Source organism: Streptomyces asoensis, assembly GCF_013085465.1.
Taxonomy (GTDB): Bacteria; Actinomycetota; Actinomycetes; order Streptomycetales; family Streptomycetaceae; genus Streptomyces; species Streptomyces cacaoi_A.
Genome location: NZ_CP049838.1, coordinates 2,766,556 through 2,780,419, shown reverse-complemented (window position 1 = coordinate 2,780,419; position 13,864 = coordinate 2,766,556). Strand labels below are relative to the sequence as shown.

Genomic DNA, 13,864 nt, shown 5'->3' with positions numbered 1-13,864 from the left:
CCGCGAAGGAGGCCGAGATGCGCCGCAAGGCCAGCCTGATCCTGCTCGCCCTCGCCGTGTTCTTCGCGGCGCTCTCCCCCCTGCTGCGCTGGTACGCCTTCCCGCACCTGGCCAAGATCCCGGCGAACGAGTACCAGACCATGGTCCTGGAGGCGAAGAACGCCACCCTCCTCGACTACGACGGCCTGGTCGCCCGCACCGTCCCCAAGGTCACCATCGTGCAGACCCTCAAGGGCGACGTGGAGGCCTCCGAAAAGATCGAGAAGACAGCCGGCCGGGACGTCGTCGTCTGGGACGGCCTGTCCTACGTCCAGGGGCCCGACGGCAAGATGGTCTCCAAGGTCCCCGAGCGGTACATCTTCGACGCCCACACCCAGGAACCCGTGCACGCCACCGGCGAGATGGTCGACGGCGACCCGGTGCGCCGCGAGGGCATCGAGTTCAAGTGGCCGTTCCTGACGGAGAAACGGGACTACGAGTACTTCGACGCGCAGACCCGCACCACGGCCCCCATCCACTACAAGGGCACCCAGAACTTCCGCGGCCTGGAGGTCTACTACTTCGAGCAGACCGTCCCCTGGACCAAGGTCGCCATGCCCAGGACGATGCCGGTCAAGGGCATCACTCCGCAGGACATCGCCAAGACCGGCACCACCCGCTGGTACACCACGGTCCGCAAGTTCTGGGTCGAACCCGTCACCGGCGCGCCCGTCTACGGCGAGGAGATCCACAAGGAGGAACTCCGCGGCGGCACCCTGCTCGGCGGCCGGGCGAAGGTCACCGCCTTCGCCGGGCACGTGAAGATGCGCGAGGACTACATCGAGCACACGGTGTCCGTGATCAAGTCCAACCGCACCCTGGTCCTGCTGCTCACCGCCTACCTGCCCTGGGGCTTCCTCCTGCTCGGCGCCCTCCTGATGTCCCTCTCCCTCTACCTGGAGGCCCGCGCCCGCCGCCCGGACGAACCCACCGCCGCCGAGCCCGCCGCTCCGCAGCCCGTCACCGCCTGAGCCGCGCGTTGGTGAACCGGGTCGGCTCGGCACCGGCCGGATCCTCGGGCCAGGGATGCTTCGGATACCGGCCGCGCAACTCCGCCCGCACCCCCTTGTAGCCGTCCTTCCAGAAGGAGGCGAGGTCGGCGGTGACGGCCGCGGGCCGCCCGGCGGGCGACAGCAGATGCACCAGCAACGGCACCCCGGCGACCCGCGGCGACTCCTGGAGCCCGAACATCTCCTGCAACTTCACCGCGAGGACCGGCCGCTCAGGGTCGGCATAGTCGATCCGGATCCTGGACCCGCTCGGCACGGCGATCCGCTCCGGCGCCAACTCCTCCAGCCGGGCCGCCTCGCCGGAGGCCCAGGGCAACAGCCGCCCGAGCGCCTCCCCGGCAGCGATCCGCCCGAGATCGCTCCGCCGCCGGGCCCGGCTCAGCTCGGGCTCCAGCCACTCGTCCACACGCGCGTGCAGCGACGCGTCGGAGACGTCGGGCCACGGCTCCCCCAGATGCCACCGCAGGAACGCCAGCCGCTGCCGCAGGACGTCCGCCTCGGGCGACCACCGCAGCAACCGCAGCCCGTCCTTCTCCAACCCCTCGACCAGCGCACCGCGTACGAGCCCGGCGTCGGCGTCCCGGAGCGGACGCACCGCCAGCTCCACGGCCCCCAAGCGCTCCACCCGGCGCGCCACGACATCCCCGTCGGCCCAGTGGACCTCGTCCCCCTCGCCGAGCAGCGCGCCGGCCGCGAACCGGGCGACCTCCTCGTCCACCACCGCCGCGAGCTGCACACGCGCGTGCCCCTTCCCCACCGGCCGGTCGGCGACGGCCACGGCGAGCCAGGAGGCCCCACGCAGATCGGTGCCCTCGCGGACCTCGGCCCGGGTGCCGGAGACCATGAGGTAGGAACCCCCATCGGCCCTGGCGAGCCGCTCCGGGAAGGCCAGGGCGACGACCAGCCCGGCGCGGGCGTCCGAACCGGCAGCATCTCCGCTCCTGTTCCCTTTCCCTCCGGCGCCGGCGGGCCCGGTCGGCGCCGAGTCCTCGACGACGGCCCGCAGCCGGCGCACCTCCGCCCGCCACCGCGCACCGTAGGCGTCACCCCCGCGCCGGGCGGACCGCAGAGCGGCCGCCAGATCGTCGCCGTACTCCCGCGGAGCCTCCTCGCTCAACAGCGCCACCACCTCGACGGCCCGCTCCACCCCCACCGACGCGGCCCCGTCCAGCAGAGCCCGGCCCAACCTGGGGTGCAGACCCAGCCGCGCCAGCCGCAACCCCCGCGCGGTGGCCCGACCGCTGGAGTCCACCGCCCCGATCGCCGTCAGCAGAGACCTCGCCGCCGCCATCGCCCCACCCGGCGGCGGATCCAGCAACGCCAGCCCGGAAGCGTCCGGATCCCCCCAGCACGCCGCCTGAAGGGCGAACGCCGTCAGGTCGGCCACCCTGATCTCCGGGGCCGGGAACGACGGCAGACGGGCATCCTCCGCCTCCGCCCAGCACCGGTACACCGCACCCGGCGCCTCCCGCCCGGCCCGCCCCGCCCGCTGCCGGCCCGCCGCCTGCGAGGCACGCACCGTCGCGAGCGCGCTCAGCCCGCGCGCGTGATCCACCCGCGGCTCCCGCGCCAGCCCCGAGTCGACGACCACCCGCACCCCCGGCACCGTCAGCGAGGACTCCGCTACGGAGGTCGCCAGGACCACCCGGCGCCGCTGTCCGGGAGCCAGCACCGCGTCCTGCACGGCCGCCGGCGCCCGCCCGTGCACCTGGAGCACATCCACCCCGGCCGGCTCGCCCAGGAGCCCCGCGACCCGCGCGATCTCCCCGACGCCCGGCAGGAAGCACAGCACGTCCCCCGACCGCTCGGCCAACGCCCGCCGCACCACCGACGCGACGTGTGCCAGCAACGCGGGATCCACCCGCATACCGTGCGGCGGCCGCACGGGACGGGCCGGAGGCGCCCAGACCACCTCGACGCCGAAGACGGAACCACGGGCCTCCACCACCGGCGCCCCGCCCAGCAGCCGCGACCAGCCGGCCGTGTCCGTCGTCGCCGAGGCCGCCACCAGCCGCAGCTCGGGCCGCAGCGTCTCGCGCACGTCCCACAGGAAGGCGGCCGAGGTGTCCGCGTCGAGGTGCCGCTCGTGACACTCGTCCAGCACCACCACATCGACGCCCGACAGCTCCTGGTCGCGCTGAAGACGCTGGAGCAGCACACCGGTCGTGACGACCTCCACGCGCGTGTGCCGCCCGACGACCCGCTCCCCGCGCACGGTGTGGCCCACGCTCTCCCCGGGCCGCTCACCCAGCAGCCACGCCATCCGCCGGGCCGCCGCCCGTGCCGCGATCCGCCGCGGCTCGGCCACGAGCACCCGCCGCGCCGGCCCCTCGCCCAGCAGCCCGGCCAGCGCGAGCGGCACCAGCGTCGTCTTGCCCGTACCGGGCGGCGCGGCGAGGACGGCCGTGCCGTGCCCGTCCAGGGCGTCGTTCAGGGCGGGCAGGGCGGACCGCACGGGCAGCGCGTCCAGGGCGTCGTAACGGGGGATCACGCCCCTAGTGTCGTACGCCGCCGAAAACACCCTGCACGCGCGCGTGCGCGTGCAGGGTGTTAGGACGAGGGCGGAGCGGGCGGGAACGGAACCGGTCAGTCCCGCTCGCAGACGAAGACGGCCGTACCCGGAATCAGGTTCCCGCGCAGCGGGGACCAGCCGCCCCACTCCGAGGAGTTCCAGGCAGGCCACTCCGGCTCGACCAGGTCCACCAGCCGGAAACCGCCCGCCACGATGTCGCGGACCCGGTCACCCAGCGTCCGGTGGTGCTCCACGTACACCGCGCGGCCCTGGTCGTCCTGCTCGACATAAGGAGTGCGGTCGAAATAGGACGAGGACACGGTCAGCCCCTCCGGGCCGGGCTCGTCCGGGAACGCCCAGCGGATCGGGTGGGTCACCGAGAACACGAAACGGCCCCCGGGCCGCAGCACCCGCCGCACCTCCTTCAGGACCAGCACCGGGTCGGCGACGAAGGGCAGCGCCCCGTACGCCGAGCAGGCCAGGTCGAAGGACGCGTCCGCGAAGGGCAGCGCGCCCGCGTCGGCGCACACCAGCGGGAACGAGCCACCGATGCGCAGCGCGTGCTGGAGCTGGCGGTGCGAGAGGTCCAGGGCGACCGGACGCGCGCCCTGCGCGGTCAGCCAGCGCGCGCACTGCGCCGCGCCGGCGCCGATCTCCAGGACCGACTTGCCCTTCAGTTCCTCCGGCGGCCCGAGCAGCTCCGCCTCCACCTCGTCCAGGCCCTCGGGACCCCACACGAAGCGGTCGTCGCCGAGGAAGGTGCCGTGCTCGATCTGGTATTCGTCCGCGTTGCGGTCCCACCAGCCCCGGTTGGCCCGGGAGCTCTCGGTGACGTCGGCGTCACGTCGGGTGGCTTCCGGCTCGAAGGCCGGCTCGGACGATTCAGGCTCTTGGATGATCGGCTCCCTCGTCGTACTCTTCCGTGCAACCCGCCCTGCGGTGTCACCCGAGGTGTCACCGGTGAGGCTTCCTGCGGCCTGCGTGACCTCAGGAGAAAGGTTGTGTGCCGGGTATGCGGCGATCCGCCCCGGGTGTGCGCCTTCGCGCATTGACCCTGCCCGGCTGCCCCCGTATGCTACAAGTTGCGCTGCGGGCCTGCGCACCTCAGACGTAGCAGGCTGCGCTCGCATCTGTTGTTGTCCCCTCGGTTCTCGAGGTGCCATCACCGGTCATCCGGTGAGGTGCTTCCTAAGCTGTCCGGCTTCTTCAGAGCGATCACGGGCTCCCGGCGTAGCAGTACCTACGACTCACTGTCCGTACCGGAGCCCTTTCCCACATGACGAGCAGCACCGAGACCACCTCTACCACGCCGCAGGTAGCGGTCAACGACATCGGTAACGAGGAAGCCTTCCTCGCCGCGATCGACGAGACGATCAAGTACTTCAACGACGGCGACATCGTCGACGGCGTCATCGTGAAGGTCGACCGGGACGAGGTCCTGCTCGACATCGGTTACAAGACCGAAGGCGTTATCCCGAGCCGCGAGCTCTCCATCAAGCACGACGTCGACCCCAACGAGGTCGTCGCCGTCGGTGACGAGATCGAGGCCCTTGTTCTCCAGAAGGAGGACAAGGAAGGCCGCCTGATCCTCTCGAAGAAGCGCGCCCAGTACGAGCGTGCCTGGGGCACCATCGAGAAGATCAAGGAAGAAGACGGGATCGTCACCGGTACCGTCATCGAGGTCGTCAAGGGTGGTCTCATCCTCGACATCGGCCTCCGTGGCTTCCTGCCGGCCTCTCTCGTCGAGATGCGCCGCGTTCGCGACCTCCAGCCTTACGTGGGCAAGGAGCTCGAGGCCAAGATCATCGAGCTGGACAAGAACCGCAACAACGTGGTCCTGTCCCGCCGTGCCTGGCTCGAGCAGACCCAGTCCGAGGTCCGCCAGACGTTCCTCACGACCCTCCAGAAGGGTCAGGTCCGCTCCGGCGTCGTCTCCTCGATCGTCAACTTCGGTGCGTTCGTGGACCTGGGTGGCGTCGACGGTCTGGTTCACGTCTCCGAGCTCTCCTGGAAGCACATCGACCACCCCTCCGAGGTTGTCGAGGTCGGCCAGGAAGTCACCGTCGAGGTCCTCGACGTCGACATGGACCGCGAGCGCGTCTCCCTGTCGCTGAAGGCGACCCAGGAAGACCCGTGGCAGCAGTTCGCCCGCACGCACCAGATCGGGCAGGTTGTTCCCGGTAAGGTCACGAAGCTCGTTCCGTTCGGTGCGTTCGTGCGCGTCGACGAGGGCATCGAGGGTCTGGTCCACATCTCCGAGCTGGCCGAGCGCCACGTGGAGATCCCGGAGCAGGTCGTCCAGGTCAACGACGAGATCTTCGTCAAGGTCATCGACATCGACCTCGAGCGCCGCCGCATCAGCCTCTCGCTGAAGCAGGCCAACGAGTCCTTCGGTGCCGACCCGGCCTCGGTCGAGTTCGACCCGACCCTGTACGGCATGGCCGCGTCGTACGACGACCAGGGCAACTACATCTACCCCGAGGGCTTCGACCCCGAGACCAACGACTGGCTCGAGGGCTTCGAGTCGCAGCGTGAGGTCTGGGAGAACCAGTACGCCGAGGCGCAGACGCGCTTCGAGCAGCACCAGGCTCAGGTCATCAAGTCCCGCGAGGCGGACGAGAAGGCCGCTGCCGAGGGTGGCGACACCGCGGGTGCGGCTCCGGCCGCGTCCGGTGGCAGTGGCGGTGGCTCCTACTCCTCCGAGGGTGCCGACACGTCCGGCGCGCTGGCCTCGGACGAGGCGCTCGCCGCTCTGCGCGAGAAGCTGGCCGGCGGCCAGAGCTGAACTCCCCCGGCGGGGTAACCCCAGCCGCTGAGGTTTAGCAGTGTGTCGAGGGCCCGCACCTTTCGAGGTGCGGGCCCTCGGTGCTGCCCGGACGCGGGATCGCCGTTCACCCCGTGACCACCTGTGACCACCCTCGCGCGCGCCCTCGACCCGGCCTCACTCGCTCCCCTCACCCGCTCCTCCCACCACCCGTGAGAAGCCGGCCGGAGTCATTCGATCAAGGCGCGTGGACCGGGAATGCCCACGGTCCGGAGCGCGTTGGACAGTAGGAACACGAGGGGAGCGGTCCAAGTGCTTGATCCGCAGGGTTTGTACGCATGGGAGCCGAAGGGCCTGGCAGTCGTCGACATGGCGCTGGCCCAGGAGTCGGCCGGACTTGTCATGCTCTACCACTTCGACGGATACATCGACGCGGGCGAGACCGGCGACCAGATCGTCGACCGGCTCCTCGACTCGCTGCCCCACCAAGTCGTCGCCCGCTTCGACCACGACCGGCTGGTCGACTACCGCGCCCGCCGCCCGCTGCTGACCTTCAAGCGCGACCGGTGGACCGAGTACGAGGAGCCGACCATCGAGGTGCGGCTGGTACAGGACACCACCGGTGCACCCTTCCTGCTCCTGTCCGGACCCGAACCGGACGTGGAATGGGAACGCTTCGCCGTCGCCGTCAAGCAGATCGTGGAGCGGCTCGGCGTCCGGCTCTCGGTGAACTTCCACGGCATCCCCATGGGAGTCCCGCACACCCGCCCCGTGGGCCTCACCCCGCACGGCAACCGCACGGACCTCATGCCGGGCCACCGCAGCCCCTTCGACGAGGCCCAGGTCCCCGGCAGCGCCGAGGCGCTCGTCGAGTACCGCCTCATGGAAGCCGGACACGACATCCTGGGCGTCGCCGCGCACGTCCCCCACTACATCGCCCGCTCGGCGTACCCGGACGCGGCCCTGACCGTCCTGGAAGCGATCACGGCGGCCACCGGCCTGGTCCTGCCGGGCATCGCGCACGCCCTGCGCACGGACGCCCACCGGACGCAGACCGAGATCGACCGCCAGATCCAGGAGGGGGACGAGGAACTCACCTCCCTCGTCCAGGGCCTGGAGCACCAGTACGACGCCGCCGCCGGCGCCGAGACCCGCGGCAACATGCTCGCCGAGCCCGTCGACATCCCGTCGGCGGACGAGATCGGGCAGGAGTTCGAGCGATTCCTCGCCGAGCGCGAGGGCGAAGGCTGAACGCTCCCAGCCGAGCGTTCCAACTGGGCATTCCGGCTGCGCAAGCCGAAGGAGCAGCACACAGGGGCCTGTCGGGTGCATCGTCACCGACAGGCCCTAAGCTTCCGCTCATGCTGAAAGTGGGCCTGACCGGCGGGATCGGCGCCGGCAAGAGCGAGGTGTCACGGCTGCTCGTCGAGTGCGGGGCCGTACTGATCGACGCGGACCGCATCGCACGCGAGGTCGTCGCGCCGGGCACCCCGGGACTCGCGGCGGTCGTGGACGCGTTCGGCGCGGACGTCCTCGCCCCGGACGGCAGCCTCGACCGCCCCCGCCTGGGCTCGGTCGTCTTCGCCGACCCCGCGAAACTGGCAGTCCTCAACTCGATCGTGCATCCCCTGGTCGGCGCCCGCTCCCGCGAACTCGAGGCGGCCGCCCCCGAGGACGCCGTCGTCGTCCACGACGTCCCCCTCCTCACCGAGAACGCCCTCGGCCCCCTGTACGACGTCGTGGTCGTCGTCGACGCGGCCCCCGAGACCCAGCTCGACCGGCTCGTCCGGCTCCGCGGCATGACGGAGGAGGACGCACGCGCGCGGATGGCCGCCCAGGCGACCCGCGACAAGCGCCGGGACATCGCGGACATCGTGATCGACAACGACGTACCGCTCGCGGAACTCCACCGGCGAGTGAAGGACGTATGGGCCGACCTCACGCGCAGAGCGCACGCGCCGCACGGGACCTCTCCGGAATAGCGGCCCTCGCTCCGCGCGTTGAACCCATTGAGCAAGGGAAGGATTTTTCCGTGCCCGATACCAGCGGTTCGACCGGACGTACTCCGGAGACACACGTCATCGACTTCCGTGCCGCGGAGCATCTGCTCGCCGCACGGGACCCGCGGGGCGCGGTGAAGTTGCTCGACGGAGTCATCGCCGCGCACCCCGAGAACACCGCCGCCCGGCTGCTGCGCGCGCGTGCCTTCTTCGCCGCCGCCCAACTACGGCCTGCCGAGCTGGAGTTCACCATCGTCCTGGAGCGCGAACCGGACAACGCCTTCGCGCACTTCGCGCTCGGCCGTACCTATGAGCGGCAGGGCCGGGGCGACCAGGCCAAGCGGCACTTCCGGCTGGCCGCGGCACTGGACCCGAACCCGCAGTACCTCAAAGCGGCACGCTTCGAAAGCTGAGAACGGCCGGCCTCGAGGCCGCTGGACCTCCGTGCCGCTGGACCTGTGACCTTCCGGGCTTCCGGGCCGCTGGACCTCCGGGCCGCTGGACCTCCGTGCCGCTGGACCTCCGTGCCGCTGGACCTCTGGGCTTCCGGGCCTGTGGGCCTGTGGGCCTCAAGGGTGGCGGTGCTCGGGAGGCCGGTACGGCGGGATGTCGCGGCCCGGCTGATAGTGGGGGCCCTGCCGCCGATGCCTGAGGATCATCGTCAGATCGACCGTGATCACCAGCCACAGCACCCCGCACGCGGCCGCCCACCCCGGACGCCCCACGAGAGCGAACGCGGCCGTCCCGAAGATCGCCCAGGCCAGGCCCCACAGGGTCAGCCACAGACGCATCCGCAGCGCACTGCGCGCTGTCACCGGCTCACTGCCCGTACGCATCCCGATCACCGCTCCTCCCTGCAACGTACTCCCCGGTCCGGACGTTCTCCAGAGGGCCGGTGTTCTCGCCTCCGACACCGCTCGAACAGAGTGGTCATCCCTCGAACGGGTGAACCGGTGAAGATGGGGAACGGCCGCACGGGGACGAGCCGTTGAACGGGCATGAAGCTGGAAATGCGAGACGGATACAAGGGAACCGGTCCCGGTGCGATCACCCCGGACGGCTGCGCGGTCGAGCTCTACTCGCGCCTGCCGGTGGGGAACGAGCCGGAAGTCATCGCCGAGGCGGTGCCGGCGGGCGCGCACATCCTCGAGCTGGGCAGCGGGGTCGGCCGAGTGACCCACGCCCTGCTGGAGCGCGGGTTCACGGTCACGGCGGTGGACGAGTCCGCCGAGATGCTGGAGCGCGTCCGCGGGGCCCGCACGATATGCAGCCCCATCGAGGACCTCGCCCTGGCAGAGACGTTCGACGTGGTGATGCTCGCGTCGTTCCTCGTGCACAACGGCGACGTCGAGTTACGGCGAAGGATGTTGCGGGCCTGCGCACGGCACGTCGCGAAGGGCGGCTGCGTGCTGATCCAACGGGAAGGAGAGGACTACCACTCGAACGTGCCGCGCGAGCGCGTCGACCCGAGCGGCTTCACGATCCGGATCGTCTCGGACGAGCCCGTCGGGGACGGCGTCCACTCCGTCCGCGCGGAGTACGACTTCCCGGACGCGGTGTGGACCCAGACCTTCCGGTCCCGGCCACTGACCAAGGACCAGTTCGAGGAGGCCCTGGCGGAGGCGGGTCTGAGGGTGGAGCGCTATCTGACGGAGGACCGGATGTGGGTGAGGGCGGTGCCGGTGACGGAGTAGAGAGGGGAGGGACGGCAGCGGCCGGAGAAGACGGGAGGGAGCGGGAGGGAGCGGGAAGGGGCGGCGGGGCGGCAGGGACGGATAGAGCGGTGGCGTGAGAAGGCCCGGCGGATTGCGATGAGTTCGCTGACGGAGGTCGGTCTACCTCTCCGACAGCACGACGGACCGCTCACCGCAGGAGACCTTCATGTCCGAGACCACGGCTTCCCTCGCCGCCACCACTTCCGCTGCCGCGAGCACCCGAGGCCGCCGCGCCCGGATCGCCCTGCGAGGCTTGCAGGTGCTCCTCGCGCTCTTCTACGGCATCGTCAGCGCGCTGCCGAAGCTGATCGCGCACCCGTCGGCCGCCGACGCCTTCGACGAGATGGGCTGGGGCAGCGGGGGCATGTACACCATCGGCGCCTTGGAACTCGCCGGTGCGGTCGCCCTGCTCATTCCGGTGCTCCAGTCCGTGGCGGCGGTGGCGCTGGGGGCGCTGATGGTGGGCGCGTTCGTCGTCCAGGTCGTCGTCTTCGACGGCCAGAACGCGGCGACGCCGCTCATCCTGCTCGTACCCCTGGCGCTCATAGCCTGGAAGCGACGGGAGTCGAACGTGGAGCTGCTGCGGTTGGCGCGGCGAGGGGCGTGACGAGTCGGGGAGGGGAGGGGAGGGGGGGAGGGGGGAGGGGGCCCCAGCCCCGGCAAGGGGACCCCAGCTCCCAGCCCCTTCGGACCCATCCGGCTCGGATCCGTCCGGCGCGGTCTTACGGTGGAGACATGGACGCCTCCAAGGCCCCTTCCGACTCCGCGACCTCCCCCTCCGCGACCTCCCCCTCCTCAGCCTCCCCCTCCTCAGCCTCCCCCTCCGGCTCCGCAGCCTCCGCCTCCGCCCTGGTCGTGCTCGACCGGCGGGTCGGGGGCTGTCGGGCGTGTCCTCGGTTGGTGGACTGGCGTGAGGAGGTGGCTCGTACCAAGCGGGCGGCCTTCGCGGACTGGACGTACTGGGGTCGGCCCGTACCCGGTTTCGGCCCGTCGGACGCCCGGCTGCTGATCGTCGGGCTGGCCCCGGCCGCGCATGGTGGGAACCGTACGGGGCGGATGTTCACCGGGGACCGTTCCGGCGATGTGCTGTACCAGGCGTTGTACGACGTGGGGCTGGCGTCGCAGCCCACCGCCGTGTCAGTGGACGACGGGCTGGAGCTGTACGGCGTGCGGATCACCTCGCCCGTGCACTGTGCGCCGCCCGCCAACAAGCCCACCCCGGGGGAGCGGGACACCTGCCGGCCATGGCTCGTGCAGGAGCTGAGGCTGCTGCGGCCGACCTTGCGCGCGGTCGTCGTACTCGGCGCTTTCGGTTGGCAGGCCGCGCTGCCCGCGTTCGCCGAGGCGGGCTGGACCGTGCCCCGGCCGCGGCCCGCCTTCGGGCACGGGACCCGGGTGCAGCTCGACGGGCCGGATCGGCCGGGCGGCCAGGGCGGCCCGGGTGGCCCGGGCGGCGCCGATGGCCTCGATGTCTTCGGCTGCTTCCACGTCAGTCAGCGCAACACCTTCACCGGCCGGCTCACCCCCGAGATGCTGCGCGATGTGCTGCGCACGGCCGCGGGGGCAGCGGGGCTGCGATGAGCGCCGGTCAGACGATGCGTGCCGCGGTGACCGGTCGGGACGCGACCGGGTAGGCCTTGTCCCGGGCGGTGTTGACGCTCCAGCGGTAGCGGGAGAATTCCCCGGTGGTGCTGGAGGCGTAGAACATCATGTGGCCGATGCCGACGCCCTCGAACTGCTCCTCCGCCGCAAGGCTGACCATGCGGGTGTCGGGATACTTGGGGTAGTTGGTCAGGGCGTACACGCCGTGCGGCTCGGCCGTGCAGTCGACGACCTCGACGGCGTACTGGGTCTCGCCGGTGAAGTCGGCGACCCCGCTGAAGACGCCCTTGACCTCGCGGACCATGACGATGTGGCCGGTGTTGCCCTCGACCTGACCGCTGTAGTCCACCGCGATCAGATCGCCCGGCCGGAGGTCGGCGACCTTGCGGATCTGCTGGAAGCGCGGGCCTGCGGTGCCGTCGGCGAAGGCCTGGCGGTAGTCGGCGGCCTCGGGGACGCGGTCCTCGAAGTACTGGGTGAAGTAGGCGTCGGTGGCCCATCCGTAGGTGTGTTTCAGCACCCAGGTGACGAAGGACGAGCAGCGGGCCCGGGCGATCCAGCTCGACAGGTCGTCGGGTGTGCCCCAGGTGACGGTCGACGGGGAGCCGATCAGGTAGACGTTGTTCAGGCGGGCCGTGCGGCCGCTGATCAGGGAGATCTCGTCGGCGCTCAGGGCGCGGCCGTAGGCGCGCACATCGTCGACAGAGCCCTTGAAGTGGTTCACGTAGGCGCCGTTCCAGCGGGCCCGGCCTATGTTGAAGCCCTGGGTGGCGGCCCAGGAGAGGGTGGCGTCGGCGGTGCCTTCCGGCACGCCGTTCACGTACAGGTGGACGCGGGTGCCGTCCCACACTCCGGTCAGGTGGGTCCACTTGCCCGGCACGGGGGCGGTGGTGGCGAGGGCGGAGATCTTGACGCTCTGGTCCTCGGCGCGCACCTTGAACGCCCAGGCGCCGGCGGTGTCGTCGTACTGGAGCAGGAAGCGGCTGCACCCGGTGCCGTCCTGGCTGACCGCCGTGTACATGGTGGTCAGGGTGGCGTCGTCCGCGAGGCGTACCCAGGCGGAGACCGTGAACGGGGTGGTGGTGTCGAGCACGGAGGCCGTGGCGGCGTAGGCCGCGTCCAGGGTCAGTTCGCCGCCCGCCCGCAGGGTGGTCCAGCTCGCGCCGGTGCCGGGGGAGACGGGGTGGTCGCGGCCGGAGCGGTCGGCGCCGGAGCCGTCCAGTGGCCAGTGTCCGGTGAGGCCGGTGGGCAGGTAGCCGGCTGCCAGAAGGCGCTGATACCGGACCATCTGCTCGGCCTGGGCGAGATGGGGTGCGGCGACCGGTGTGAACGGGGTGTCCAGTGAGGCGTCGGCGGCCGCGCTTCCGGCGGCGCCGAGTACGCCGGTCACCGCGCCCGCCCCCACGAGTGCGGCTCCGCTCAGCAGTCTGCGTCTGCTCACCATGGTCGTTCTCCCCGTCCCGTTCGCTGCGAGTGCGCCTTCGGGCACCTGTCCGAAGGGTCAGGGGATTCTAGGCGGAGCGTGATCGGGGAGGGGTGGCGCTTCCGGAGAGTTCGTTTCCCCGAACAGGTGCCGGACCGTGGAGCGGTAGTTGGCCTGTACGTGGTCCAGGGCGTGGGCGCGGGCGCGGGCCGGGTCGCCGGAGGCGATGGCGTCGTAGAGGTCCTGGTGTTCGGTGAGGAGTTGGGGCCATTCCTCGTTGCGCCGGGTGAGCCACTGGAGGCGGCCTGCGACCGGTTCCATGACCGAGATCAACAGGGTGTTGCCGGCCATCGCGAGGAGCCGGTCGTGGAAGTGGGTGTTGATGTCGGTGATCGCCTCGGCGTCCCCGGCGTCGGTGGCGCGCGCCGCGCTCGCCAGGAGTTCCCGTAGTTCCGCGAGGTCCTCCGGGGTGGCCCGGGCGGCGGCCAGTCCGGCCGCGTACACCTCCAACGCCTCGCGCAGCTCGAAGAGTTCCTTCACATCGGTGGGGCTCAGGGGCCTTACGACCGTCCGGCGTGGGGTCTCGAACAGGACGAAGCCCTCGGCGACGAGTGCCCGGATGGCCTCTCGGACCGGGACCCTGGAGACGCCGAACCGGTCGGCCAGCTCGCGCTCGACGAGCCGGTCTCCGGGACGCAGCCTGCCGGCGATGATCTCCTGCCGCAGGGACCCCAGGACGCGCTCGCGCACCGCTCCGAGGGGTTCGATCTTCGTCATGGGCCCATCTTCGCCGATGCGA

General features: G+C 71.2%; 13 protein-coding genes. 8 read left to right on the top strand and 5 right to left on the bottom strand.

Annotated features, from left to right (window positions below):
- Positions 1-17 precede the first annotated feature (17 nt).
- Positions 18-1,010 carry a DUF3068 domain-containing protein gene (locus G9272_RS12465; protein ID WP_171396633.1) on the top strand — a complete coding sequence of 331 codons (993 nt, stop codon included), beginning with the start codon at positions 18-20 and terminating at the stop codon, positions 1,008-1,010.
- Here G9272_RS12465 and hrpB read toward each other — a convergent pair.
- Together hrpB and G9272_RS12455 are read right to left on the bottom strand one after the other, a co-directional pair.
- On the bottom strand, positions 1,000-3,537 hold the full coding sequence (gene hrpB / locus G9272_RS12460) for an ATP-dependent helicase HrpB (RefSeq protein WP_171401958.1): 2,538 nt from the start codon (positions 3,535-3,537) through the stop codon (positions 1,000-1,002). The genes G9272_RS12465 and hrpB overlap by 11 nt on opposite strands.
- 98 nt (positions 3,538-3,635) lie before the next feature.
- Positions 3,636-4,610 carry a class I SAM-dependent methyltransferase gene (locus tag G9272_RS12455; protein WP_253267784.1) on the bottom strand — a complete coding sequence of 325 codons (975 nt, stop codon included), beginning with the start codon at positions 4,608-4,610 and terminating at the stop codon, positions 3,636-3,638.
- A gap of 227 nt (positions 4,611-4,837) precedes the next feature.
- On the opposite strand from G9272_RS12455, the gene rpsA reads away from it, so the two are divergent.
- The 4 genes from rpsA (at position 4,838) to G9272_RS12435 (ending at position 8,738) form a co-directional block, all read left to right on the top strand.
- Entirely contained in the window at positions 4,838-6,346 is a 1,509-nt protein-coding gene (rpsA, locus tag G9272_RS12450) for a 30S ribosomal protein S1 (RefSeq protein ID WP_054242950.1), read from the top strand.
- A 291-nt stretch (positions 6,347-6,637) separates the two neighbouring features.
- On the top strand, positions 6,638-7,576 hold the full coding sequence (locus G9272_RS12445; protein WP_171396632.1) for a PAC2 family protein: 939 nt from the start codon (positions 6,638-6,640) through the stop codon (positions 7,574-7,576).
- A 110-nt stretch (positions 7,577-7,686) separates the two neighbouring features.
- Positions 7,687-8,307, top strand: a complete 621-nt coding sequence (coaE, locus tag G9272_RS12440) for a dephospho-CoA kinase (protein ID WP_171396631.1) — start codon at positions 7,687-7,689, stop codon at positions 8,305-8,307.
- A gap of 50 nt (positions 8,308-8,357) precedes the next feature.
- On the top strand, positions 8,358-8,738 hold the full coding sequence (locus G9272_RS12435) for a tetratricopeptide repeat protein (RefSeq protein ID WP_171396630.1): 381 nt from the start codon (positions 8,358-8,360) through the stop codon (positions 8,736-8,738).
- A 156-nt stretch (positions 8,739-8,894) separates the two neighbouring features.
- Here the strand turns inward: G9272_RS12435 and G9272_RS12430 are convergent, their stop codons facing one another.
- Complete coding sequence (locus G9272_RS12430; RefSeq protein WP_171396629.1) at positions 8,895-9,161, bottom strand: DUF6343 family protein; 267 nt, start codon at positions 9,159-9,161, stop codon at positions 8,895-8,897.
- 174 nt (positions 9,162-9,335) lie between these two features.
- On the opposite strand from G9272_RS12430, the gene G9272_RS12425 reads away from it, so the two are divergent.
- The 3 genes from G9272_RS12425 to G9272_RS12410 all read left to right on the top strand — a co-directional run bounded on the left by G9272_RS12425 (position 9,336) and on the right by G9272_RS12410 (position 11,621).
- Positions 9,336-10,019, top strand: coding sequence for a class I SAM-dependent methyltransferase (locus tag G9272_RS12425; protein ID WP_171396628.1), 684 nt, complete (start codon positions 9,336-9,338; stop codon positions 10,017-10,019).
- Between the two features lie 187 nt (positions 10,020-10,206).
- Positions 10,207-10,647 carry a DoxX family protein gene (locus tag G9272_RS12420; RefSeq protein ID WP_171396627.1) on the top strand — a complete coding sequence of 147 codons (441 nt, stop codon included), beginning with the start codon at positions 10,207-10,209 and terminating at the stop codon, positions 10,645-10,647.
- A gap of 128 nt (positions 10,648-10,775) precedes the next feature.
- Positions 10,776-11,621, top strand: coding sequence for a uracil-DNA glycosylase (locus G9272_RS12410; protein ID WP_437184267.1), 846 nt, complete (start codon positions 10,776-10,778; stop codon positions 11,619-11,621).
- Between the two features lie 7 nt (positions 11,622-11,628).
- Here the strand turns inward: G9272_RS12410 and G9272_RS12405 are convergent, their stop codons facing one another.
- Both G9272_RS12405 and G9272_RS12400 read right to left on the bottom strand, forming a co-directional pair.
- Positions 11,629-13,086: a LamG domain-containing protein gene (locus tag G9272_RS12405; RefSeq protein WP_171396626.1), complete on the bottom strand. Its 1,458-nt coding sequence runs from the start codon at positions 13,084-13,086 to the stop codon at positions 11,629-11,631.
- Positions 13,087-13,143: 57 nt separating this feature from the next.
- Entirely contained in the window at positions 13,144-13,842 is a 699-nt protein-coding gene (locus G9272_RS12400) for a GntR family transcriptional regulator (protein WP_171396625.1), read from the bottom strand.
- Positions 13,843-13,864: the final 22 nt, after the last annotated feature.